Genomic DNA, 25620 nt, shown 5'->3' on the forward strand with positions numbered 1-25620 from the left:
GTAGAGTAGAGCTAAATTGTTCAAGCTACTAGCCACATAAGCATGGTCGCCGCCAAACAAAGCTTGGCAAACATTGACACATTTCTCATCCCAAGGTTCTGCTAATTGATATAGTCCTTGTCCTGCATAAAATCTGCTTACTCCTACAAATATCCAAATTACTTCATCTTTGGGAACTGATGCTGGGGAATTTATCTGTGCTTCTCCTGCTGGCTGAATGTCAGCAATTATCCTATTTCCTAAGTCTTCAATATGGGGAACAACATCCTTGACAAGTTCAATATCCTCAGAAGTGGGTGATTGGGGAAGGTAATGAGCTACAGCTATCATGGCAGAAGTAAAGGTTGTTTCTAAAACTGATTTTATTTCCCCAGAATTAGTTAACTGTTCTTGCAAAAACCACCGCACCAAAGCATGAATTTTATAATATTCTCCTTCTGTAGCTTCTACCAGTTGCAGCAAGTTACGTGCGTAAAGTTGCTTTTTGGCTGCGTTTATTTCCTCTTGTGACCAAGTTAGTTGTGTTGCTGCTTCGTCTTCTGCTTTCCCTCCATCTGTCGCCACCCAAATCACTAAATCCCAAAGAATCTGTTGGGGAGCAAATAAACTCAAAAATTTTCCTAATTGTTGTGCGAGGGGGTCAAGTTTTTCCCAAGTTAAGGTAAACGCTGCTTTGACTCCCAGTTGCGCTTGACCAATGGTAGAATCTGGCGATCGCTGTAAAGATATTTCAGCTAATTTTTGGGTTTGTAATCTCTCCAACATTGTATTCAGAGATAGCCCTGGGTCGCGTACTAAATAACCTCCGACTAACTCTATCCCCAAAGGTAAATATTCCAGACAATCACATATTGCAGTTGCAGCTTCTAATTGATTTTCAACTCGCCTGTCTCTGTTCCCTAACAATCGGTTTAACAGTTCTAATGCTTTTCCTGGTTCTTTTTCTGGAGATAGAACATCTAAAGGAATCTCTTGAATAAAATTTGGGTCTAAATTTCGTTGTCTCGTTGTCACCAAAACGCGAAAGCGTTGATCTTCGGGTAAGACTTGGCGGAGATTAGCTAAGTCTGTGACATCATCGAAGACAATTAATATAGGCGAGGTAGAGTCAGGATATCTAGACCAACACCAAGCAACTTGTTCTTTTAGGCTTAACAGTTTTCCCCCTAGTTCTTGGGGAATCTCCAAACCAAGATTGATAAAAAATTCCAAAATTTCAGCAGCAAGATTACTGTTGCGATCATTGAACCAAGCAATACCGCCATAATTATCTTGATATCCTTTGGCGTATTGGGTAGCTAATTCGGTTTTACCTACGCCTCCCATCCCTGAAATTGCCACATAATTTCCACGCTGCAAGTCTTCATGCACTTGTCTCAGTTCCTGTTCACGTCCGACGAAATGAACAGAACCACGATCAGGAATATATTTTGTGGGAGTTAACTGTTTCTGACCCTGAATAATTTGTTTAGCAATGTTAACTTGACTACCAGGAGCAGCAAAAGCACCAATTTTGTCAGCAAGCTTCCCAGAGTCGTTAAACATAAATATTTCAGATAAAAATAATCATGGTGGGGTGGGTGTCCTCACCCGCCCAAAACAGGCAAGACTTGTACTGAGCTTGTCGAAGTATGCCTGTTCCACAGGAAAATTTAAGACAATACTTCAGCTTAAAAAGATTGATTTTGAATATTTCCTGTCCCTCCAGGCATGACTACCTGACCAATTTTGTCAGCTAACTTTTGCAGATTAGGCATAGCCAGAATTTCTGCAAACTTGGGATTTGGTTCTGCTTTTGCTGCTGCTGCCAATTCCTGTGCAGCTTGTGCCACTTCCGGGTCAGCCTGCGCCGCAGATTCCACCTCAATTAAAGCTTTGCCATAATCTAGGGGTTGTTCTGGTGCTTTCTCAATAGCAATTACAGTTTGAGGAAAGTGTTTTCTCAGCTTGACAAGAAATTGACCAGTTTTATCCCATAAAACTTCGCCTACCTTTTCGCCTGTTTTTTCTAAGGCTTTGGTGGCGACTACAGAGCCAATAGCGATCGCAGCAGTAGTTAAAGGTTCCATGTTCTTGAGGTGGAGGCTATTCTTTATAATACATAGCTTTTATGTATAATTTCGCAATTAAAGGGATGTGGGCAGGTTGGGAAGAAGAGGGAGAAGATTGTCGCACTCGCCCAAAGTCTTCCCCCTGAACCCTGCACTTTATGCTGTTCTACCTTGTCTCCTGGCAATTTCTGAGCCTATTTACAAGACGCGCAGTAAACTGGGAATACTATCGATCGCTTCTAAATTCTGAATTTCTGTCAAGGCTTGCCGAAAATCTCCCTCTCGCACATCGTGAGTAACAACCACAATTTCTGCTAGTCCTCCCTGAAAGCCTGTTTGCACTACTGACTCTAAACTCACGCCATAGTTACCAAAACAAGTACCCAATTTACCAATAACTCCTGGTTGGTCTTTGGTCAGGAAGCGGGCATAAAATCGCGTTACAAGTTCGGTGATGGGGGCAATTTCACAGTAATCTTGGTGTCCACAAATTAATAGAGGATTGGGGTTAGTTGTACTGGTTTTAAGAACAGCAACTAAATTCAAGATATCTGAAGTGACGGCACTGGCTGTTGCACCCGCACCTGCACCGGGGCCAAAAAACATTACTTGCCCTATGGGTTCACCTTCTACGAGAATGGCATTATAAACACCGTTAATGCTGGCTAATGGATGTGTTTTGGCTACTAAAGTGGGATGCACTCTGACGGAGAGGGGAGATGAAGGAGTGTATTGTTTAGCGATCGCTAACAATTTAATCACAAATCCCAATTTTTCGGCATAAGTAATATCTGTTTTACTAACTTGTCGAATGCCTTCACAATAGACATCTTCTAAATTGATACGGCCATCAAAACCTAATGATGCCAAAATAGCAATTTTATCGGCTGCGTCTAAGCCGTCTACATCAGCTGTGGGGTCAGCTTCGGCATAACCTAATCTTTGGGCATCAGCTAAGACATCGCTGAAGTTACTACCTTCGGTTTGCATCCTGGTGAGGATGTAGTTAGTTGTACCGTTAATGATGCCTGTAATAGTATGAATACGATTAACGCTTAAGGACTGCTTTAGGGGTTGAATCACTGGGATTCCGCCGCCTACAGCCGCTTCTAACATTACATATACCCCGGCTTGATTGGCAGTTGTAAAGATTTCTGCCCCAAAACGAGCGATCGCGGCTTTATTGGCAGTGACGACGTGTTTACCATTATTTAAAGCTTGGAGAATGAGCGATCGCGCAGGTTCCAATCCCCCAATTAATTCCACAACAATATCTACCGCCGGATCATTGACAATAGACTCTAAATCTGTAGTTAAGACATCGGCTGGTAATTCTACATCCCGAATTTTAGCAAGCGATCGCACTCCCACGCGATATATTTCTACTTCCTGCAATAACGGATTACGCCCCACCACATCTTGCAATAACTGCACCGTACCTGTGCCGACAGTGCCTAAACCTAATATTCCTAGTTTCACTCCCACAAATTTTGCACCCTAATTTTTGAGTGCTGAGTGCTGAGTACTGAGTGCTGAGTGATTTATACTAATTAGCCTGCTAATCATGGCTTTGTTGGTATAGCCCCAGGTATTGGCCTGTGTGTAAATCAAGCACTTAGAACTCTTGTCTCAGCTGTCCATATAAAACAATTGTAGGGTGGACAATGCCACCCTACTCAATCATTCATAACTCAGAACTCAACATTGAGAAATCAGCACTTAGTAAGTTTCTACGTGCCAGCGATGAGCTTTTTTGAGTTCCTTCTGGTAATCACTCCAAACTACTCCTTCCTTAGCAGCAGCAGCAGTCAGCGCTTCATCAATGCCACCTTCCATACCACGCAAACCGCAGATGTAAGTGTGAGTTTTTTCTTCTTTAATCAATTGCCACAATTCATCAGCGTGTTCTGCCACCCGGTCTTGGATGTACATTCTGCCACCTTGGGGATTTTTTTGTTCCCGGCTGATAGCACAGGTAAGGCGGAAGTTATCAGGATATTTCTCCTGCATTTCTTCCAATTCCTCTTTATATAAGATGTTTGGAGTTGTGGGAACACCAAATATCAGCCAAGAGAATCCTTTAAACTGATACTCTGGGTTAGCTGCTCTTTCGGCATCCTTAAACATCCGCCACAGATAAGCCCGCATGGGAGCAATACCTGTTCCAGTTGCCATCATAATTACTTTGGCATCTGGATCTTCGGGTAACAACATTTCCTTACCCACAGGCCCAGTGATTTTCACTTCTGCACCAACTTCAAGTTGAGTCAGGTGAGTGGAACACACACCGTAAACTGTTTCACCAGTTTCTGGGTGCTTGTACTCCAACTGACGGACGCACAGGGAAACTGTTTTATCATCCACATCATCACCGTGACGAGTGGAAGCTATAGAATATAGTCTGAGTTTTTCTGGCTTGCCGTTCTTATCGACACCTGGGGGAATAATCCCAATACTTTGACCTTCTACGTATTTCAGATCACCGCCAGACAGGTCGAACTTGAGGTGCTGAACAATACCAATACCGTCTTTTTTAACTAACGGTTCATTAGATATACACTTACCAACAAATGGAGCATTAGGACGGTAAATATTGACAGGAACGTCAGCGCCTTTTTTGGCTTTCGCTTGAGTCATGGTGTTGCCTTTTTTGTCCTTCTTTTTAAGCTGATCTTCAGCTGATGGTTTAGCAAAGCCTTTGACTTCACTATTAATAACAGGTGTGGCTTTACCATTCCCCTCACTGTTAGCAGCTGCTTCAGATGTAACTAAAGACTCCTTGTTGTGTTCAGCACTCCCATGAGAGGCTTGACCATTAAGTTGTTCTAGAGTACTTACAGATTGGATACTAACAATTTTGCCGCCCAGGCGAGTGATCCGTCGCATTTCTTGATTCATGCGGTTGTAAGGTACTCTGATGAACACACTGCCACTTTTCCGAATTGGGTAGTTTGTTTGATCAGTTGCTTCGTTTTGGCGCAGACCCACCACTTCGTAAACGAAGACGCGGCTACCTAATTCTATGTTGGCAGCACCCTCAACAGCACCTTGATTGTACATTCGTTCTAACACTCCGATTTTTACTTAACCGTTTCTCAAAAAAAAATTCTTTCCTTTTACCAGTTTTAGTGTACCGAATTTTCGGATACCAAGACTGGCTCTCCGGGAAAGCGGCATCATGAGCTAATGCCGTGCTAGGTTCACTCACCAAAGACATACAAGGATAGCAAAAAACACACCTGTTCACCTTCTAAGGTAAAGGATAAGCCTTTGGCAGAATGTTAATAATGAGTCAATTTAATCTTTTTTTCGTGAACTGCTAATCCTATCGAGGAGATAGCTTTCAACCACCCAAAAGGCAAGACCCAATGACCTATAGCTTGGCTGTTTCCTTTTATACGACTATTAAAATAGACTTACCTTTCGGTAACACTTGCTTAAAACCCTATATCCTGCTGGAAATAAACAGGGTTTTGGGCTTCTAGCCTTAACTCAGAAACACCTACAATCAGTTTCACTTGATGTGAAACATCTGTCAACCTCTAGGAGTACCTAGCACTCACCTGAGTATTTTGAGCAAATTCCCGCATGAAAGTCTAGATGATGCGGATTGTTTCACCTAATTTATGATGCTGAGGTTGAATTTGTCGAGCATTGCTATAGCGCTCATGCAAATTTTCCCCTTGATCAAAATAAACTTCGGTTACTTAAAATCAATTATACTTGATCAACTTGGCGAATCAAGGTCAAAACTCAGTCGGGGAAGTTGAGACAACACTTTTAGGGGTGATTACAGGGGAGTGAAAATTGCTAATTTAATTATTAGTCATGTTGGGAAAAGCAAGAGATTGTTTGTCCGTAATTCAGGTTTAACGACATTCGGCTTGTAAGAGCAATCACATAAGCCGTACTGACCAGACGACCATAAGTTCAGTAGTTCGCGTAGCGTCTCCTAGAGATATGGTAGCCGTTATTTGAATGAGAGCAAATCTTGTTATAGAATACCCCCTTCTGTTAAAATCAAATACACCACTAGGATTAAATACTTACCAGCCAGCAATTAAGTATTCGTCAGATGAGAAACAACTATGATTTGGTTGTACGCCCGTCTCGATATTCCATAGCCCTGCTGAGTAGCAACAACATAGGATCAACCAATGGGGTAAACTCCTGGTTTAAAAATCTTCTGTGTGAAAAAATATTGATTGACACATTTTAGTATTTAGAGGAAATTTATGACAACTAAGCCGGAACGCGTGGTATTGATTGGAGTAGCCGGAGACTCTGGATGCGGTAAATCTACCTTTTTGCGTCGTTTAATAGATTTATTTGGTGAAGAGTTTATGACTGTCATCTGCTTAGATGACTATCATTCCCTAGACCGCAAGCAGCGCAAAGAGACTGGGATAACAGCACTTGACCCTAGAGCTAATAATTTTGACCTGATGTATGAGCAAATCAAAGCGCTCAAAGAAGGTCAAGTAATTGAGAAGCCGATTTATAACCACGAAACCGGTATGATTGATCCACCAGAGCGTGTGGAACCAAATCACATTATCGTTGTGGAAGGTCTGCATCCTTTATATGATGAACGGGTGCGATCGCTACTTGATTTCAGTGTCTATTTCGATATTAGTGATGAAGTCAAAATTGCTTGGAAAATCCAGCGAGATATGGCAGAAAGAGGACATCGTTATGAAGATGTTCTAGCACAAATCAATTCTCGTAAACCCGATTTTGAAAAATTCATCGAGCCACAAAGAGAATTTGCTGATGTAGTTCTTCAGGTACTGCCCACAAACCTGATTAAAAACGATACAGAACGCAAGGTACTGCGGGTACGGATGCTCCAACGTGAAGACAAGGAAGGCTTTGAGCCAACCTACTTGTTTGATGAAGGGTCAACAATTAATTGGACTCCCTGCGGACGCAAACTTACTTGTTCATACCCTGGTATGCAAGTATACTATGGCTCTGATGTCTACTACGGTCGCTACGTCTCAGTATTAGAAGTAGACGGTCAATTCGACAACCTTGATGAAGTTATTTACATCGAAACTCATCTGAGTAAGACATCCACCAAGTATGAAGGTGAAATGACTCACTTGCTACTCCAACACCGTGAGTATCCAGGTTCCAATAACGGCACAGGGTTGTTCCAAGTACTGACAGGTTTGAAAATGCGCGCCGCCTACGAGCGCTTGACAGCAAAAGAAGCCAAACTAGCAGTTCAAGTCTAAGTAAGCAGTGCTTGTGTCACAGCTTTTGGGGGTACTTCTGGGTTTCCCCCCTTTTTTATATGAAAAAAATATTTTAGCGAATCAAGTTTGGTTATACCATTTACCGAAGAAATGGGTTTAAAGTGGGTTTTGCAAATATTGCCAGATATCAGTAATTAAATCTTATTCTATTCATAGAGAATTTAATCTGAATGTATATCTTTTCAAAAATAAATCAAATCCTAACTGCTGAGTGCGTAAATCTTGTTATGATTTCATACATTAGTTGCTGAACTAAATAAATAACCAAAATTTAACCAGCAGCAATTGTTGAAAAGGAGGAATCCTCTTTGTCTAAACGCTATTTATTTACCTCCGAATCAGTTACCGAAGGTCATCCAGATAAAATTTGTGATCAGATTTCTGATACCATTCTAGATGCCTTACTCACAGAAGACCCCAGCAGTCGTGTTGCGGCTGAAGTAGTAGTTAATACTGGTTTGGTACTAGTTACTGGTGAAATTACCAGCAAAACTAATGCGAATTACGTTAACATTGCTCGCCAGAAAATAGCCGAAATTGGCTATATAGATGCTGTGAATGGCTTTTCTGCGAGCAGCGCCAGTGTTCTCGTCGCTTTAGATGAGCAATCCCCTGATATAGCTCAGGGTGTGAATACTGCCCAAGAAACGCGTCAACAGAATAGTGATGAACTATTCGATGCTGTGGGTGCAGGTGATCAAGGTATAATGTTTGGCTTTGCCTGCAACGAGACACCAGAACTGATGCCCTTACCCATCAGCCTGGCTCATCGCTTGGCTCGCCGACTGGCAGCAGTGCGCAAAACAGGTAAACTGCCATACCTGCGCCCTGACGGTAAAACACAAGTAAGTGTGGCCTATGAAGACGGGTATCCAGTAGGGATTGATACAATTCTGATTTCTACTCAGCATACAGAAAGTATCGGGGAAATCACTGATGAAGCAGCAATCCAAGCCAAGATTAAAGAAGACCTCTGGTCAGCAGTAGTGGAACCTGCTTTTGGTGACATTGATATTAAGCCAACTCAGAAAACACGTTTCTTGGTCAACCCCACTGGCAAATTTGTGATTGGCGGCCCTCAAGGAGATTCTGGTCTGACAGGACGGAAAATTATTGTTGATACCTACGGTGGTTATTCCCGGCATGGCGGCGGCGCTTTTTCCGGTAAAGATCCCACAAAGGTAGACCGTTCTGCTGCTTATGCGGCTCGCTATATGGCCAAAAATATTGTCGCAGCTGGGTTGGCTGAAAAATGTGAGGTTCAGCTAAGTTATGCCATTGGTGTAGCGCGACCAGTGAGCATTTTTCTGGAAACTTTTGGCACTGGCAAACTGGATGATGAAACCTTGTTGGAATTAGTCAAAGACCAATTTGAACTCCGGCCAGCCGGGATTATCCATGCTTTCAATTTACGTAACTTACCAAGTGAACGAGGCGGACGTTTTTATCAGGACATCGCGGCTTACGGTCACTTTGGGCGGAATGATTTAGATTTGCCTTGGGAACGCACTGATAAGGTGGAATTGTTGAAACAACTAGTAACACAGTCACTTTCAGCAGCGATCGCTTAGAGTGTCAGCAGTCGTGAAAATTTAAGTATTAGGGGCAAAGGTAGGGAACCTATCCTCATCCTCTTGCCCCTGATATAGCAAAGTGCTGAGTGCTGAGTGATGAGTGCTGAGTGCTGAGTAGAAACCAAGTTACATCAAGGCTTTCAGTAATCAACAATGTCCTAACCTCCTTGATGGGTGCTATATTTTTCCATACAGACCAGTCAAAATGCTCAAAAAAAATAGCCAGGTAAAAATTTGAGTAATTTGGTAGTACAATTGACATTGACGAAGCTCAAGCCATAAGATTTTTTGCTTGAACTTTCCTGAACGCAGGAAATTAAAAGAAATTTTTCCATAAACCCTAAATAATGTGGATTTCCTCAGAATATTGTCATCATTAACCTGCGGTCAGCAATTCCGTGACTACATCTCTGGTTAATTAATTTCTAGTTCTACCTGACTCAACACATAACTGTTATAGTAGTGACGACGTTTGACTATTCAGGATTTTTTTGCTTATACTAAGTATCCTTGTAAACATTTATCTCAAAAAAATCAAATACTAATTTACTCGTGAGAATTATTTAGTACAAGTCGGCGTAAATAAACAGAACATTCAAAATCAATGAAAATCCTAGAAAATAAGACTGTTGACTTTTGACGAACGCCTTCTGGCACTAGTCAGTTCTTGTAAATTTTTATCAGAAAAGACATTGTTAAACGCTAATTATTCATGAATGTGATCGTACAAACAAGACTGATGCGGTCATATTTTTGTGAAAGTAAGGAAGTTTGAGGAATGCAAACTCAAAAACCAATCCCTGTTAACAGCAGTTCAGAAAGCAAACAAGTGCCAGTCGAAGAGCCTTCAAAAAATGACCTCCCAACTATAGAATTTCCTTCACGTGGGAAACTCAAAGCTAGTTCTTGGCGAATACATCAAAAAATTGGCTATGGTTATTTTGTGGCCATTGGAATTGGTTTTTTCGGCTCACTGACTGGGTTAGTAATTGCCAATTACTACAGAGGAAGAGAAATCAGGCAATTTAATCAAGCTCAAGAGCAAAGACAATTACTCACAAATTATAAGGATGCTGTATTAGAAGCGCAATTGTATAGCTCGAATTTAGTTGCAGTCTTGGAAAATTCGCAACTATTGCCAAGTACAAAACAAAAATTTCTTCAGAGTGTTAACACAGCTAAAAGCTTAGAGCAAGATATTGGTAAATATATAGACAGAAGACCTGGTACATTAGCCGTCAAAAGTGCTAATTTACAAATTTTATTACAAAATTATGGGATTAACTTACAGTTATATCTTGACGAAATAGATACTGTTTTACAAAAAATTGACCCTGAGCAAGTACAACCAGAACAAACTGAAATTGCACGAGAGCAGTTACTAGGTATTATGCGTGGTGAAACAGCTATGCAGCTAGAGCAACTCTCGCAAAGATTAAGCAATATCCTCAAAATTGCCGAAACTCAAGAAAAATATCGGCAACAAGATGTAGAGCAAGCCAAACAAGTTGAGAGATTTATTGTCATCATGAGTATGCTGGTATCAGTGGCCATTGCTGCCATTGTAGCTTGGCGTACTAGTCGCGCGATCGCTGAACCAGTAATTATTGTCACTCAAGTAGCTGAACAAGTAGCCAGAAAATCGAATTTTGATTTACGCGCTCCCGTCACCACTGAAGATGAAATTGGCTTATTAGCTAAATCCCTAAATCGATTGATTGAGCGTGTATCTGAGCGAACAAAAGAACTAGAACAAGCGAAAGAATTAGCCGAAGCTGCTAGTAAAGCCAAAAGCATATTTTTAGCCAACGTCAGCCACGAATTACGCACGCCCTTAAATGCCGTAATTGGTTTAAGTCAACTGTTGCAAGACGATGCTACGGATTTAGAGTTATCGGGAGATTTTATCACAGACCTAGAAACAATCAACTCTGCTGGTAGACACCTGCTGGAACTGATTAATGATATTCTCGATTTGTCAAAAATTGAAGCGGGGAAAATGACTCTCTACCCAGAGACATTTGAGATTGCGACACTGATTAATAATGTGGTTCTGACCGTCAAACCTGCTATAGACAAAAATAATAATATCCTGGAAGTGTATTGTGATCAGCAACTGGGTACAATGTATGCAGATCAAACTAGGATGCGGCAGGTATTATTAAATTTACTCAGTAATGCTGCTAAGTTTACCAGCAATGGCAAGGTTACTTTAACAGTCAAGAGTGATAACACAGACTTACTATCAAAGACTCCTTTGGGTGTGATTACTTTCAGTGTGGCTGACACGGGTATTGGAATGACTCATAGTCAACAGGAACAATTATTTAAACCTTTTACACAAGGAGATACATCAACTACAAAGCGGTATGGTGGTACGGGATTGGGTTTAGCAATTAGCCGTCACTTCTGCGAGTTGATGGGGGGTGAAGTTATTGTCACAAGTCACCCTGGGGTTGGGTCTACTTTCACTGTTCACTTACCATTGACTATCCAAAATTAGTGGTTTATGGGTTCAAACCGAATGAATCACCTCTCTAGTGCAGCACGGCTTAAATAGGCAAACCATCAGAAATCAATGAAAAGTCCATAGTATAGATTCATATTTTTGATTTTTGACTTCCGCCCTGCGGTACTAGTAGTCTATCAAATTAATTTTGACGTGTTGCCAGCTGAATACCTATCGATATACTCTGCTAATATGCAAGTGGTCGATGATCTACCCACACCGCTATGACAACAACTATTGATTTTCTCAGCCATCTTAACCCCAGCCAACGTCAAGCTGTCGAACATTACTGCGGCCCTTTGTTAGTTGTTGCTGGTGCAGGTTCGGGTAAAACACGAGCGTTAACTTATCGTATCGCTAATCTGATTCTCAAACACGGTGTAGATCCTGAGCATATCCTGGCCGTTACCTTCACGAACAAAGCTGCACGGGAGATGAAGGAACGGATTCAAAAAATATTTGCTGATGACTTGGCTATGAAACAACATGGCCAAAAATTTGATTTATTAACAGAATACCAACAAATGCAATTGCGATCGCAAGTCTATAAAGATAGAATTAAAGACTTGTGGTGTGGAACTTTTCACAGTTTATTTTCCCGGCTTCTCCGTTCTGATATCGAAAAATACCAAGACGAAAAAGGCAGACGTTGGACTCGCAATTTCTCAATTTTTGATGAATCCGATGTCATGAGTCTGATGAAAGAAATTATTCAGAAACAGCTAAATTTAGACGATAGAACATTTAATGCTCGTTCTGTGCGCTACGCCATCAGTAACGCGAAAAACCAAGGTTTTTCACCCCAGGAGTTTGAGCGGGAACAGCCGAATTATCGGGGAAGGGTAATCGCCCAAGTTTACAATTGCTATCAAGAAAAGTTAGCAGAAAATAACGCTCTCGATTTTGATGATTTAATTCTAGTACCTACAAGATTATTTCAGCAAAACGAGCAAGTTCTAGATTATTGGCATCGCAAGTTTGGCCATATCCTGGTAGATGAATATCAAGATACTAACCGGACTCAATATGATTTGATTCAGCTGTTGGTGACTAATGGCGAAGACAGCAAGAGTGCTTGGGAATGGAAAAATCGCTCAGTTTTTGTGGTGGGTGATGCAGATCAGTCTATTTACAGTTTTAGAATGGCTGACTTTACCATATTGTTGGAATTTCAACAAGAGTTTGGCGATGGTTTAGCTGATGATGATACCCGCTCGATGGTGAAGTTAGAAGAAAATTATCGCTCTTGTGAGAATATTCTGCAAGCGGCTAACGAATTAATTGAAAATAACACTCAACGCATTGATAAAGTCCTCAAGCCGACGAGGGGAAGCGGTGAGCTGATTTATTGTCATAAAGCCGATAATGAAATGGAAGAAGCCGAGTTTGTCATTGGGCAAATTCGCACCTTAGAACAACAAAATCCGGAGTTAGATTGGGGTAGTTTTGCTATACTTTATCGGACAAACGCCCAATCACGACCTTTTGAAGAATTGTTAATGAGGAATCAAATTCCTTATACAGTGGTAGGAGGAATGAAGTTTTATGATCGCAAAGAAATTAAAGATGTCATAGCTTATTTAAGAGTGATCGCGAATCCTGCTGATAGAGTCAGTTTACTCCGAGTTATCAATACTCCCCGGCGTGGTATTGGTAAAGCCACTATTGAAAGCTTAGTTAACGCCTCCAATGAATTAGGGACGACCCTGTGGGAAATTCTCAGTGATGAAACATCTGTTAATACATTAGCTGGGCGTTCGGCTAAAGCTGTGAATAACTTTGCCAAAATGATCAACCACTGCAAAGAACAAGCCGCAACGCTTCCAGTTTCCGAACTTTTGAAAGAACTTCTAGACGAGTCTGGTTATATTAAAGACTTGCACAACCAAGGTACAGATGAAGCCGAAAATAGAATCGAAAACGTCCAAGAACTTTACAACGCCGTATCACAATTTCAAGAAGAAAATGAAGATGTTTCTTTGACAGATTTTCTACAAAGCAGCGCCCTGAGTTCTGATTTCGATAACTTAAAGGAAGGACAAAAAGAAGTAACTTTGATGACTTTGCACGCTTCCAAAGGTCTGGAATTTCCCGTAGTCTTTTTGGTAGGGTTAGAACAGGGACTATTTCCTAGTAACCGTTCCATAGACGATCCAAAATCTTTAGAGGAAGAACGCCGGCTGTGTTATGTGGGGATCACTCGCGCCCAGGAACGGTTATATTTATCACACGCCCGTGAACGTCGCTTATATGGTTCTCGTGAACCGGCGATGCGATCGCAATTTCTGGACGAATTACCCGAAGAACTATTAAATACGCGTAATAAAGGCCGTCATACACAGACCAAAACTGCTGCTAAAGCTGGCGGTAAGCCTTATACACCCCACAATTGGCAAGTAGGCGATCGCGTCTTACATAAATCCTTTGGCATTGGTGAAATTACGCACGTTTTCGGTGAAGCAAATAAGGTGTCTGTGGCGGTGAAATTTGCCAGTTTGGGACAGAAAATTGTTGACCCCAGAATAGCGCAGTTGCAAAGAGTGGATTAATATTTTTGTTATCTATAAAAATTCTATTTCTTCAAAGTGTTCAACAGTGGGAAATGGCTGATATGAATCTTGTATTAAAAGCTATTTTATTAAAAAGCTTATGTGAGACATAGCTTGTTTCAGAACTCATATTTTTCTGAGTCTACCAATCCCACGGTTTTATTTAGCACTATCTTTATGTTTTAGTTCCAGAAAATCTTTAGTTACTCTAACTATAGAATCTCCATTTATATAATTTGAAGTATAATTGGGCGTTAATGTTAGATTATCACCCGATTCTAGTACTAAAATAACCCGAAAAAAGTATTCATCTATGCTAGTATCAATCCGTTCAAGCTTAACATCAGTAATTTCGTTCAAAGAATATTGAAAAACTGTTTTTCCTAACGTTCCAAACCACCTGTAACGACTAAATTTTACAGTATTTGTTTCTTTATCAAAATTACAAGTGATAAATAAACCTGGTGACGCTACTAGCAACGTTAATATTCCACAAAATACAGCAATGATAAAGTAAATGTAACCAACTAAGCTATCATCAAGTTGAACTGCTAAATTATTCTCTAGAGGATTTCTCAAAAAATTATTAATTATTAATACTATTGATTGCAATTTTTCAAGTTTGAATTTTGGGTATTTTACGCGTGTAAAAGGAATAGTATCTGTATTATTCAATAGCAAAATATCATATACATAATTAGGTTTAATAGGTTTAGCCTGACTATCAGTTTCAATTGTAGTTTCCAATTTAGCCTCTAGTAACTCAGAAAGTATTATTTGACTTTTTTCTTGACCAAACCAATCATTGTTTGTTAATTTACATCCGACTGTTAGAGTATTTTGTGTTGTACTTAAATTATTATTTGAAATAGCTATATTGTTTGTAGAACGATTACAAACAAGTTGTGTAATAGGTGCAAACATCAAAGTACTAAATAAAAAGTAAACTATAAACTGACTCAAAAGTAGTCCCATACCTAGAAATACTTTTGGTCGAATATGAAAAGTAAGTTTAGTTGATGTTTTGTCGGAAAATTTTAGAGGATTAGCTAGAATAAAATAACCTCCTGTTCCTAAATTAATTAGCAACAGGATAGCTTTTAATAAAAAATTCATTTTCTCTGTAGCTCCAAAACTGCTTTAGCTGATAGAAATATTACACATTTACCAATTAGGTTACACATCAAGGATACAGCACATTTCATCACAGGAGGTACACAAGGGCGGGCAAGATGCCCACCCCACAAGATTTATAATATTAAGGTGTGTACTTCATTTACTTACAAAGTGTTGAGATTTTCTCTCAATTAGGTATTAAGTAGATTTTAACTTAATCACACCATAATCAAAAACCCGTTTATCAGTACCCATAGCACTCACTTCAATTCTATCTGGATAAACGTCATAGGCAGCAAAAGCCAACCTGTCAGCAGAATGTTGTGTCCACTTAGAACGCCCTACAGGACGAACACCTGCACCACTTCCAGTAGTTAAATAAGTTGTGCCATCAATATTCCCAGTGCGCTCATAATGGTGGTCGTGACCATTGATGTAAAGTTGCACATTGTACTTTTTAAATAAAGGCGTGAAACGTTTAATCAGTGTTTGACTAACTCCATAATGACCTGATGAATAAAAGGGATTATGCCCAAATACCACTTTCCAAGGTGCATCACTGCGGCTTAATTCTTGCTCTAACCAAACTACTTGATTTTCCCAATCAGCATTACGATTAGTATCTAAAGCAAAAAACTGTACAGCATCACGGCGAAATGTGTAATAACGCCCCTTCATATTAAAGCCGGGATATTTGATTTGTGGATCACCGTTCTCGGTGCGAATATCATGATTACCTAAACAAGCATGAAATTTTACGCCCTGAGATAATAATTCTTTGTAGGGACGCTCAAAAACTGCACCGATTTTTTCAATTTCGCCATTGTTGTAAATGTTGTCTCCAGCTAAAACCACTAAATCATAAGGCTTTTTCCGGTAATAATAATTCATCGCCCCAGCTACGGCATATTGACCTCTAGCACCAGTTCCTGTGTCTGCAACCGAACTAAAACGCAATAGTAATTTTTTTTGGGGTGGGGTGGCGGCGATAACTGCTGTATTTGCAATATTAGCAATTTGATTATTTTGACGAGCTAACTTCCAGCCTACAAGTCCTGTTCCAATAGTGCCAAGACTGCCTAAAAATAAGAATTGACGGCGTTTAAGGTTCATAAACTTACCAAACTCAATATTTAGTCAGTTTAGCAGCACTTTTTTGGTGATACATTAAGGCAAACAGGCCGCAGCATTAATAATGCCAGTTATTTGTCTTTGAGTCGCTGCTTTTGGGAAAAGTTCCATGTCACAAGACAATCAAAATTCACAACCTGATTCTTCGCCCCAACTACCTATTTGGAAGGTTAAAATCATCCAAATTCTCAGGGGGACGATGGGAATTTTAGAAACGGCGGTAGTCAAACTGGAAACTTCACCCCCACCAGGGACTAAAGAAGCACCTAGTTTTTGGCAAGGTCTGGAAACACAATGGAATCGATTTTTAAGACAAGTCCGCTTGTTTCTACCATCAAATGTGTCTAATAACTTGTCAGATACAGTGTTGACGGGAATTTTAGCGGTAATTACTGTGGCGGTAGTTTGGTCAACTGCGACTGTTTTGACTCAGAAGCCGACTGAAGTGGCTACAGTTCCACCAGTTGAGGAAGTTCCAGCACCGACACCGATAATAACTATTCCACCAGAGTTAACGGCACCAGAACCAACGCCGGAACCTGTCCCAGAAGCAATTCCGGAACCTGAACCGGAACCAACACCAGAAGCAATTCCGGAACCTGTTCCAGAACCAACGCCGATCATAAAATTGACACCAGAAGAATCTTTGATTGCAGCTATTGAAAATCAAGTAGCCGAAATAAGCGATGGGCGTTCGCGTAGCGTGTCCGCAGGACTCAGCCCCGCCTTTGGCGATCGCTTTGCCTCTGGTCTGATACAGTCAATACAAGCTAACTTCCGTACCAGTAATTTGACTGTCAAAATTAATGATGATTGGTACACTCTCCCCGCATCTGAACAAAAGCAACTAGCGGCGGAAGTATTACAACGCGCTCAAGAACTTGATTTTACTCATTTAGAAATTCTCGACTCCCAAGATAAGCTGATAGCCCGTAACCCAGTTGTTGGTAATGAGATGATTATTTTTCAACAGTACAGAAACCAAACATCAAATTAGCACAATTAGGACTTTGATATGTTTAGAGACTGGTTTGCCAACAACTTGGGAGTAGGTCAAGCTCGGAAAGAGCAAGTGTACCTAGAAATATGCAGTTCCCTTAGTCTTGATGATGCCAGCTATTGGATTCAAGTTCTGTTTGCGGCTGGTATTGCTACCCTGGGACTAGTGCTAAATAGTCCCGCCGTCATTATTGGCGCGATGCTGATTTCTCCATTGATGGGGGGAATTTTAGCCAATGGACTGGCGCTGGCTGCGGGTGATGTAATTTTAGCGATGCGCGCACTGCTGAATTTGTTATTGAGTTGTTTTGTGGCTATTTCCTTTGCTGTGTTACTGGTGACATTACTGCCATTTAAGGAAATTACCAGTGAGATTTTAGCTAGAACTCGGCCGAATATTCTGGATTTAGTGATCGCCCTGTTTTCTGGTGCTGTGGGGTCAGTGGCAATTTGTAAAGAACCCAGAGGCGTGGCGACTTCCATTCCTGGTGTGGCGATCGCAGTGGCTTTGATGCCACCATTATGTGTTGTGGGATATGGTATCGGTGTGGCTATTAGTCTCAATAGCGCTCAGGGAATACAGGTAGCTAGTGGTGGAGGTTTACTTTTTTTCACCAACTTGGTAGCAATTACCTTTACTGCCATGCTGGTATTTCTGGGACTACATATTGATAATCATCTCGTCAGAGCAAGAGTTAGGGAATGGCGGCTCACACATCCTGAAAGTGTCTGGGTTCAAAGTTTATTGGAGAAACTACCCGCATATAGCAAATTACGGAAAATTGGCTCGCTGCCGGGGAGATTATTATTAATTTTTATTACTATTATCTCCATTATCTTCCCACTCAATCGCTCCCTCAGTCAACTGGGACGGGAAATTGCTCTCCAGCAACAGGATAATCGTAACCGGAGTTTGGCAACGGATGTCTGGCAGAAAAATTTTGCCACTTTTCCTGATGGTGAAGCACGTTCTTTCATTAGTAATATCTCAACATCAGAAAAAAATGAAAAGCTAACAATTCAACTTCAGGTGTTTACGAGTCAGCAATATTCATCAGATGAACAGAATATTTATATTCAACAGTTAGCCGCCCGTTTGGGAAGACCTCCAGAATTATTAGCCCTGAAACTGGTGGAAATTCCCACGGCTGCCAACGAACTTTTACGCCCAGTACCGAAAGAACAACCTCCCGAACCGGTTTTAACCATCGCTCAATTACAATCAACTTTTGTGCAAGAAGTTCAATCTGCTTTACGTGATTTGAAACTTCCCCCACCAGCCGAAATGATTAATTACGAGTTAATTACTAGCCCAGTTATACCTCTAAGTATCCGGGTGGTTTATCTGAGTGAACGCGATATTGATGGAGATGCTCAAACTCTAGTGGCTGATAGCGTCAGAAATCGCTTAAATTACGAGTCTGCTGTAGTGAGTATGCAAAGAATAGCCAGCAATCTAGGCGCTATATCCTTTGAAAATGAGCAATCAGAACTTACGCCAGAAAATACTAAGTTATTAGACCGGGTTGGGCAAATTTTACAGCAACAGCCTAGTTTAAATCTGGAAATAATCGTCAATCAGGAAGCAGACGAATTAGCAGAAATTGTCCCAGCGCGAGCGCAAGCTATTACAGAATATCTAGAATCACAGTGGCAAATTAGCAGTGATGAGCGCATCGACTGGCAAACAGGAACAGAGTCTCAACGTAGCGCCATACTTAAACTTACGGTAAAATCACGGAGAAATCCCCCAGTGCAAACTATACCCGAATTGCGCTAATTGCAGACAGAGAGAAGATTTGTTATGCCCAAGACTCGTTTTTTCAGTTTCTTTCGTCACATCAATGGGCGCACCCTGAAAAACACCTTTGCTAGAACAAGCGAAAGACGACTTTTAGGACTAGGCTCAGAAATTGCTTTCAATGCCATGTTATCGTTCTTTCCAGCAATTATCGCCCTGCTGACAGCTATCGGCTTATTTGAAGAATCCTTCCAAAATACCTTTAAACAACTGGCAGCTCAATTCAGTCAAGTCGCACCAGAAGAAGTACTGATCTTAGTTCGTGATTTTGCCAGTCAAGAAATTACCAACTCCAGAAATGGTGGTTTGTTTTCTGTCAGCTTTTTAATCGCTATTTGGACTGCTTCTGGGGCGATAAGTACGGCCATGGCTGCCTTCGATCAAATTCATCAAATTCCCTCTGAGCAAACGCGCCCTTTTTGGAAAGCCAAACTCATTTCACTAGGATTAACCATCGGGACTCTTTTACTATTTGTTTTGGCTTCTTTTCTTGTATTTATTAGCGACCTACTATTAGCAATGGCGGTAAATGAAAGTAGTTCTCTGATTTTTTTACTGCATTTTTGGCAACTGTTACGCTGGCCTTTGGCTCTGGGTATTATTGCGATCGCTTTCAGCTTTGTCTATCGCTATGGCCCCAGCGTCTGGAATTCAGGGACACCAATGATGCCGGGTGCTATATCAGCAGCTGTGTTCTGGGCAATTCTGTCAGCCTTATTTCGGACTTATGTCGCGAATTTTGGTAACTATAACAAAGTTTATGGTGCTGTGGGTACGGTGATAGTTTTAATGCTATGGCTGTGGATGAGTGCGGCGGTGATGCTGATTGGCGACCAATTAAATGTAACTGTCGGTGAACAAATGCAGCTAAAATCAGCTAAAAACTTAATGGAAAAGCCATAAGAAATTAAATACAGTAATACAGTAGTCAGGTATTTAACTATTTAACCTCAAATAAGCGATCGCCTTCATGTCTAATTTTGATAGACGGGATGATTATATTGATTCCGCAGCTCAAGCACTCACATTGAAACGCCTGCGTCGGTTGAGTCTCATCCTCGATAAAGTGATAACTATTCCCGGAACACCAATTCACATTGGTTTAGACCCATTGATCGGATTTATCCCTATTGGTGGCGATGTTTTGGGAATTATCCTTGCTAGTTACATTGTTATAGAAGCTGCCAAACTCGGTGTTCCTCAAGCTACTTTGAGAAAAATGGTCTTGAATGTGATCATTGATGGCTTGGTAGGTGCTATCCCAGTAATCGGAGATTTATTTGATTTTGCCTGGACAGCAAATGAGTATAATATCAAACTATTAGAAGCACATTTACAGTTCCCTCTCAGAAGGAAACCTTAAACCCTTAACTTATTTTGCCATTGTCTTAATAGCATTCTCGTGATAATAATTATAATGCTTTAAACGAGTTATAAAAAAAAGGAATGAAAGATTGGTGGCAGGCTACTTTTCCTCAAGGAAGGCAAAGTCTAATAATTACTGATACACATGGATATCCTGTACAAATTGCTTATGGTGAAGTAGGTACAGGTAAACCCTTAGTTTTATTACATGGAATGGGTAGCTGGAGCTACAATTGGCGGCACAGTATCGCGCCATTATCGCAATATTTTCGGGTAATTTGTTTTGATGCCAAAGGATACGGTTTTTCGGAAAAACCTTGGTTGCGTAGAGAACAAAATGGACATCAACTTATTGAATTAGAACGGATTATTCAAGCATTATGTGATGAGCCTGCGGTGATTGTCGCCGAATCTTTAGGGGGGTTAGTAGCCCTAGCCCTAGCTCAACATCATCCTCAATTAATCGCACGTTTAATAGTCATAAATGTACCTGTTTTCACCGAACAATTACCTCATTGGGCAATGTGGATACTTGCTAAAATGCCATTAGAAATGTTACAAACCATTGATTCTTTGCGTTTAGCATATCTATTTGCACCTCTAGTCAGGGAAATTATGGCCATAGAAAGGCGTAAGGTGCTGTTCGACCCATCAATTTTGACACCCGAAGATGTGTATTGGCTCACTTATCCATTTATTGAACTTCCTGGAACTATTGTCAAAGTTGCTGAAGAATTACAAATAGCAGCGCAGGAAATAGAAAATTGGCAAACCAATAAACCTAATCTGCTCAGTGAAATTCAAAATAATCTGGGTACTATTAAGTGTCCCACATTAATTATGTGGGGAGATCAAGATAGTTGGTTCCCTACCAGTCATGGGGAAAAACTACATCAAAACATCCCCTTATCCCAGTTCAAAATTATAGATAACTGCTATCATGATGCCTCTGCTGGTTCATCTCAGGTCGTGAATGCAGCTGTTCTTAAGTTTTTGCAAGAGACGAATTTTTTATAAAAAAAGAGTGAGAGGAGGCATACCAAGCGCCTCTAACCTCTCACTCAGGAATTTGCCACTGTAGTGTTTCAGGAATATGTATAAGCGCTGCCCTTTATTTAGGGGGCTAATGTGTATATCAATGACAACGCTCATATACATTTAAAATTCCTGGTGTGACAAATACCAAGTCTGATAACTTAAGTTGTGATCATTGAACAAGAGCAACTAATTATTGGGTATTTTGATTAACAAAATCATTGTTGTTTTTTGTCTTCTACAATTTAACTTAGTTAATCTAAATGTGGTTGCCATTTTGGCAGGTTTCTTTACTTAACATTTTCTTGTGCAGATGCGATAAGTGGCTTGCTCAATACCAACACTTTGCCAGCAAGATTAATATTTCTGTAAAATGGTAGACAAAGAACTGTGTTTACGAATATCCATCAAGTCTGCCAAAGTTTCTTTTCTTTTATCCAGTGGATGCTGATGTTCTGGTGGTAGAACCGTCACCGGAGACTGTGATTTATTTCCCCTGGGAATAATCTGCTTTAGTGGTTGTAGTGGGATAAAAACTGGCGGATTCTTTACAATCGCTGGTTCCCATGTTTGGCTACGGTTTGGCTTTAAAGGTTTTGAGGCGCGATAGCTGCGCTCTTTTGGAGATGTTTCGGCATCGTGTTTGATGGGTTGGCGGATTTGTGGATGCTGATTATGGGGACGGTTGACTAATTGGAAAATTATGTAGCAACCACTAGCACAACTGAGAGCGATCGCAGCTACTAGCCATAAAGGTGTAGGATTGCTATGCTCAGAGGATATTGTGATTGGTTTTTCCACCACAGCCGGGATTTCTTCTATTAGTTCTATATTGTCTGCACTACCAGCGTAACCCAAGCTGTACAAAGCTAAAGCAGCAGTTCCTAGCAGCATTGTTAATAATCCCGTTAACAATAACCCTGGACGATGTGTCAGCAGATAGATCAAAATATTTGAGCTACGGATTAATCCCGATTTACGATTTGTCTGCCTTCTGACTTGATTTGGCCGATCTTGTAAACTCTGAGTATGTTCCATGATTACTTTCAGATTGATCCCCTCTAGCTAATGATTGTACTGGAGGAGTCAGTCATCAGGTATCCGTAGCTTGATGGGGAAATTCAGTAGCTTTTTTTTGGAAATATATGCTACTAAATCCCAAATTTTTGACTAATTTAGCGATTTTAGTGAATTTTGAGTTTGGTTATGACTTCGATTCAGCACCAGAATATCTTTCTAGTGCTAGTTGAATTAACCGATCTACTAAGTCTGGAAAGGGTATACCACTATCAGCCCAGAGTTGGGGATACATACTGGTAGCAGTAAAGCCTGGGAAGGTGTTGATTTCGTTAATCAATATTTCCCCGGTAGCTTCTACAAAGAAAAAATCTACTCTTGCCAACCCTGCTGCATCAACTGCTGCAAAGGCTTGTAATGCCATATCTTGGATTTGGCGGCTGACTGCATCTGGGAGGGGTGCAGGAATCAGTAAATCTGCTTGACCTGCTGTATATTTAGTTTCATAATCATAGAAGTCACTGTTAAAGGTAATCTCTCCAACGGTAGAGGCTTTAGTTTGATCATTACCTAATACGGCACATTCCACTTCCCTCGCCACTACTCCTGCTTCGACAATGATCCGTCTGTCATAAGTAGCAGCATTATCTAAGGCCGCTTCTAACTCTTGGCGCGATCGCACTTTGGCAATACCCACTGATGAACCTAAATTAGCAGGTTTGACAAAACAGGGATAGTCCAAAGCAGCTTCAATTTCATCGCATAATTTGGGAAATACACAAGGATTTGACCAAACTTGCGCTCTGGTTAAGGCTTTATATTTCACTTGGGGTAATCCGGCTTGCTCAAAGGCCATTTTCATGGCAATCTTATCCATACCCAAAGCTGAACCTAACACCCCGGAACCTACAAAGGGGACTTGCATTAATGTCAGTAATCCCTGAATTGTGCCGTCTTCACCGTTGGGGCCATGCAGAATGGGAAACCACACATCCACTTGGGTGACTAGATCAGGTAATTGACATGGGTTGAGGTTTTTGTTTTCTATATGCGGAATACCAGACTCTAGAACCTGCTGGGGTATTTCTCCCGCTAACCAGCAGCCATTTTTCTGGATATAAAAAGGCAGGATTTCGTACTTATTAGCATTTTGTTCTGCACTTAAGGCTTTAGCGATCGCTCTTGCTGAACTAATTGAAACTTCATGTTCCCCGGAACGACCCCCAAACAGCAGTCCCACCCGCAGTTTAGTCATTTTTAGTACCTTTTTCTTTTCTCTGGCTGATAGCGTATCATAACCTGCCCTGGTTACTATATTTTTTTGTGATGACTAGAAATTTAGTTTGGGTGTTGGGTAGTTTTATATGAAGAACGTTCGCGTAGCGCATACCGCAGAGGCGCAGAGGACTCAGAGGAAGAGGGAAGAGGGAGTTGGATGTTTTTTTATTTGGAAGTGTCTATGCTTAGTTATTTTAATTTAAATTCATCAAATTTTACTACGTCTGAATCGGGTTGACTGGTATCAAAATAATAGCTGGTTACTATTCCTTTGCCTGTGTCAAAGATGCTAAAAACTGTGATGTCGTTACTCGCTATGTAAGGAAGCGGTTGATTATCTTCTCCTAATAAGGGTGCAATTGTCGGGATGACTGGTTCCAACCCATAAGGATCACCCAGTGCAGTATAATCTTCTTGATATCCAATTGGTATTTCTCGTTTTTTGTTCCCCCAAGCCGCACCGTAGGAGTTACCGACATTTGATGTTTCGAGAAAGTGCATTCCACTAGGACTAACAAAGCGGTTCCATAAATGGGAATGTCCATATAATACGAATTGCACCTCAGCCGCTTCTAGTAAAGGCAAAACATCACGATTAATGTAATCTGCATCTTTGGGGTATTCGTAACGAACTGCGCTGATTTTACCGTTTTGCTCACGTTCAATTATCTGCACTGGATTTGTATAAGCAGGAACGATATTATCACCTAATGTATGAGGTGGATGATGGAACATCACAATTTTGTATTTGGCTTGTTGAAATTCTGGACTTTTAAGTTCTGCTTCTAACCAATTATATTGCTGACTACCTTGAGTAATTGGCTCAAAAATTAATTGCCCATAACCCCAATTTTCTGGATTATCTAAATCCTGGAATGCTTCTTTATATCTACCTTTATATGCTGTATTTAAGTTAGGAGTCCGCCACGTATTGGTAATGTAAAGTACCACCAAACGCACATCACCAAAGCTAACTGCATAATACTTTTTTCCACCTGTTTTACTTTGAGGTAGGCTGAAAATCTCTTCATAAGTATAAGTATTAAAAGAATTATCTATCAAAGATTTCCCACTATATAATCTTTGAGCAACGTCACGGGGAATAGGATCATTAAATTCATTATTTAAACTATCTGTTCTCTCAAACCGCCCCATCACCTCATGATTACCAATAGCTGTAAACATGGGGGCGTGTTGAATGATTTCACCCCCTGTATAGGTTGTTTTCACGCCATTGTGTGTCATTTCATAGTGAGCATGACCTTGTAAAGCGGGAAATAATGCACCACCCCGACTATCATCAAACCATTCTGAGGCGCGATCGCTCACATTAATTAAATCACCAGCGAACCACACCCCATCAACCTGTCCCACCGTTTCCACCACCTTTTGCAGATTTGCGGCTGTCATCGGTTTTAACTGATGGTCTGAAGTCAGGAGAATCTTCAATACTTGTCCTGGTTCTGGAGTCGGTGCGAGGGTAAAAACATCACTGCTAACACTTGCGCCACCTTCGCGCACACTCATCACACGATAGGGAATACGCACCCCAGGCGTTAACCCAGTCACCTCGGCTTCGTGTCGCCAAATGTCACGTTTTACAGGTTGATTTATAGTTTTATTTGCTACTTTTGATTGTTGGTCTTCTCTGGTGCGGCTGAGTTTAGTAGTTCTAGCAAAGCTTGATTTATCCAGATTTTCCCCGTAGGTAACTACGTGTTTATCACCAGGAAACTCTGTAAACCAAACTACTTGCACAGAGTTAGCGGTTGGTAGTTGTAAAAATGGGTCTGTCAGCAGATGCGGTGCTGATATCATAGTTGTTTGCCCATAAGAACGCACATTTACCAGGGTAAGGCATAGAACAAAGAAAATTATAAACGTTAATAGTTTGGTTTTTGCCATAATGACCCGGAGAGTTACAGGCTTTTGCA

At 40.8% G+C, this 25620-nt stretch carries 18 protein-coding genes; 9 read left to right on the top strand and 9 right to left on the bottom strand.

Annotated features, from left to right (window positions below):
- The 4 genes from VB654_RS12420 to petH form a co-directional block, all read right to left on the bottom strand.
- On the bottom strand, positions 1-1545 hold a 1545-nt coding region (locus tag VB654_RS12420; protein WP_323214075.1), incomplete at its 3' end, for a tetratricopeptide repeat protein.
- 125 nt (positions 1546-1670) lie between these two features.
- The gene (locus VB654_RS12425; protein WP_323214076.1) at positions 1671-2069 is read right to left on the bottom strand and encodes a hypothetical protein; all 399 of its coding nucleotides are present in this window, start codon (positions 2067-2069) and stop codon (positions 1671-1673) included.
- Positions 2070-2249: 180 nt separating this feature from the next.
- Positions 2250-3536: a homoserine dehydrogenase gene (locus VB654_RS12430; protein ID WP_323214077.1), complete on the bottom strand. Its 1287-nt coding sequence runs from the start codon at positions 3534-3536 to the stop codon at positions 2250-2252.
- Between the two features lie 234 nt (positions 3537-3770).
- Positions 3771-5111, bottom strand: a complete 1341-nt coding sequence (petH, locus tag VB654_RS12435) for a ferredoxin--NADP reductase (RefSeq protein ID WP_323214136.1) — start codon at positions 5109-5111, stop codon at positions 3771-3773.
- A gap of 1175 nt (positions 5112-6286) precedes the next feature.
- Between petH and VB654_RS12440 the strand changes: the two genes are divergently transcribed.
- The 4 genes from VB654_RS12440 (at position 6287) to pcrA (ending at position 13944) form a co-directional block, all read left to right on the top strand.
- Positions 6287-7291, top strand: coding sequence for a phosphoribulokinase (locus VB654_RS12440; protein WP_323214078.1), 1005 nt, complete (start codon positions 6287-6289; stop codon positions 7289-7291).
- A 329-nt stretch (positions 7292-7620) separates the two neighbouring features.
- Positions 7621-8883: a methionine adenosyltransferase gene (metK, locus tag VB654_RS12445; RefSeq protein ID WP_323214079.1), complete on the top strand. Its 1263-nt coding sequence runs from the start codon at positions 7621-7623 to the stop codon at positions 8881-8883.
- A 781-nt stretch (positions 8884-9664) separates the two neighbouring features.
- The gene (locus tag VB654_RS12450; protein WP_323214080.1) at positions 9665-11389 is read left to right on the top strand and encodes a sensor histidine kinase; all 1725 of its coding nucleotides are present in this window, start codon (positions 9665-9667) and stop codon (positions 11387-11389) included.
- A 230-nt stretch (positions 11390-11619) separates the two neighbouring features.
- On the top strand, positions 11620-13944 hold the full coding sequence (gene pcrA, locus VB654_RS12455; protein WP_323214081.1) for a DNA helicase PcrA: 2325 nt from the start codon (positions 11620-11622) through the stop codon (positions 13942-13944).
- Between the two features lie 159 nt (positions 13945-14103).
- Here the strand turns inward: pcrA and VB654_RS12460 are convergent, their stop codons facing one another.
- Together VB654_RS12460 and VB654_RS12465 are read right to left on the bottom strand one after the other, a co-directional pair.
- Positions 14104-15060 carry a hypothetical protein gene (locus tag VB654_RS12460; RefSeq protein ID WP_323214082.1) on the bottom strand — a complete coding sequence of 319 codons (957 nt, stop codon included), beginning with the start codon at positions 15058-15060 and terminating at the stop codon, positions 14104-14106.
- A gap of 198 nt (positions 15061-15258) precedes the next feature.
- The gene (locus VB654_RS12465; RefSeq protein WP_323214083.1) at positions 15259-16173 is read right to left on the bottom strand and encodes a metallophosphoesterase family protein; all 915 of its coding nucleotides are present in this window, start codon (positions 16171-16173) and stop codon (positions 15259-15261) included.
- Positions 16174-16300: 127 nt separating this feature from the next.
- Between VB654_RS12465 and VB654_RS12470 the strand changes: the two genes are divergently transcribed.
- The 5 genes from VB654_RS12470 (at position 16301) to VB654_RS12490 (ending at position 21373) form a co-directional block, all read left to right on the top strand.
- Positions 16301-17188: a hypothetical protein gene (locus tag VB654_RS12470; protein ID WP_323214084.1), complete on the top strand. Its 888-nt coding sequence runs from the start codon at positions 16301-16303 to the stop codon at positions 17186-17188.
- Between the two features lie 18 nt (positions 17189-17206).
- Entirely contained in the window at positions 17207-18970 is a 1764-nt protein-coding gene (locus VB654_RS12475) for a DUF389 domain-containing protein (RefSeq protein WP_323214085.1), read from the top strand.
- 24 nt (positions 18971-18994) lie between these two features.
- Entirely contained in the window at positions 18995-19894 is a 900-nt protein-coding gene (locus tag VB654_RS12480; protein WP_323214086.1) for a YihY/virulence factor BrkB family protein, read from the top strand.
- Positions 19895-19961: 67 nt separating this feature from the next.
- On the top strand, positions 19962-20354 hold the full coding sequence (locus tag VB654_RS12485) for a DUF4112 domain-containing protein (RefSeq protein WP_323214087.1): 393 nt from the start codon (positions 19962-19964) through the stop codon (positions 20352-20354).
- Positions 20355-20437: 83 nt separating this feature from the next.
- The gene (locus VB654_RS12490) at positions 20438-21373 is read left to right on the top strand and encodes an alpha/beta hydrolase (RefSeq protein ID WP_323214088.1); all 936 of its coding nucleotides are present in this window, start codon (positions 20438-20440) and stop codon (positions 21371-21373) included.
- A 375-nt stretch (positions 21374-21748) separates the two neighbouring features.
- Here VB654_RS12490 and VB654_RS12495 read toward each other — a convergent pair whose 3' ends face one another.
- The 3 genes from VB654_RS12495 to VB654_RS12505 form a co-directional block, all read right to left on the bottom strand.
- Positions 21749-22429 carry a hypothetical protein gene (locus VB654_RS12495; RefSeq protein ID WP_323214089.1) on the bottom strand — a complete coding sequence of 227 codons (681 nt, stop codon included), beginning with the start codon at positions 22427-22429 and terminating at the stop codon, positions 21749-21751.
- Positions 22430-22595: 166 nt separating this feature from the next.
- Positions 22596-23663, bottom strand: a complete 1068-nt coding sequence (locus VB654_RS12500; protein WP_323214090.1) for a D-alanine--D-alanine ligase family protein — start codon at positions 23661-23663, stop codon at positions 22596-22598.
- 212 nt (positions 23664-23875) lie between these two features.
- Positions 23876-25591 (bottom strand): metallophosphoesterase, encoded by a 1716-nt coding sequence (locus VB654_RS12505; protein ID WP_323214137.1) that lies wholly within the window; start codon positions 25589-25591, stop codon positions 23876-23878.
- Between the last annotated feature and the right edge of the window lie 29 nt (positions 25592-25620).

This window comes from Nodularia sp. UHCC 0506 (assembly GCF_034931045.1).
GTDB lineage: Bacteria > Cyanobacteriota > Cyanobacteriia > Cyanobacteriales > Nostocaceae > Nodularia.

Coding starts and splice junctions, on each gene's coding strand:
- VB654_RS12465 (WP_323214083.1), bottom strand. CDS start 16,173: ATGAACCTTAAACGCCGTCAATTCTTATTTTTAGGCAGTCTTGGCACT.
- pcrA (WP_323214081.1), top strand. CDS start 11,620: ATGACAACAACTATTGATTTTCTCAGCCATCTTAACCCCAGCCAACGT.
- VB654_RS12425 (WP_323214076.1), bottom strand. CDS start 2,069: ATGGAACCTTTAACTACTGCTGCGATCGCTATTGGCTCTGTAGTCGCC.
- VB654_RS12470 (WP_323214084.1), top strand. CDS start 16,301: ATGTCACAAGACAATCAAAATTCACAACCTGATTCTTCGCCCCAACTA.
- VB654_RS12460 (WP_323214082.1), bottom strand. CDS start 15,060: ATGAATTTTTTATTAAAAGCTATCCTGTTGCTAATTAATTTAGGAACA.
- VB654_RS12480 (WP_323214086.1), top strand. CDS start 18,995: ATGCCCAAGACTCGTTTTTTCAGTTTCTTTCGTCACATCAATGGGCGC.
- petH (WP_323214136.1), bottom strand. CDS start 5,111: ATGTACAATCAAGGTGCTGTTGAGGGTGCTGCCAACATAGAATTAGGT.
- VB654_RS12505 (WP_323214137.1), bottom strand. CDS start 25,591: ATGGCAAAAACCAAACTATTAACGTTTATAATTTTCTTTGTTCTATGC.
- VB654_RS12485 (WP_323214087.1), top strand. CDS start 19,962: ATGTCTAATTTTGATAGACGGGATGATTATATTGATTCCGCAGCTCAA.
- VB654_RS12450 (WP_323214080.1), top strand. CDS start 9,665: ATGCAAACTCAAAAACCAATCCCTGTTAACAGCAGTTCAGAAAGCAAA.
- VB654_RS12440 (WP_323214078.1), top strand. CDS start 6,287: ATGACAACTAAGCCGGAACGCGTGGTATTGATTGGAGTAGCCGGAGAC.
- VB654_RS12495 (WP_323214089.1), bottom strand. CDS start 22,429: ATGGAACATACTCAGAGTTTACAAGATCGGCCAAATCAAGTCAGAAGG.
- VB654_RS12475 (WP_323214085.1), top strand. CDS start 17,207: ATGTTTAGAGACTGGTTTGCCAACAACTTGGGAGTAGGTCAAGCTCGG.
- VB654_RS12500 (WP_323214090.1), bottom strand. CDS start 23,663: ATGACTAAACTGCGGGTGGGACTGCTGTTTGGGGGTCGTTCCGGGGAA.
- VB654_RS12490 (WP_323214088.1), top strand. CDS start 20,438: ATGAAAGATTGGTGGCAGGCTACTTTTCCTCAAGGAAGGCAAAGTCTA.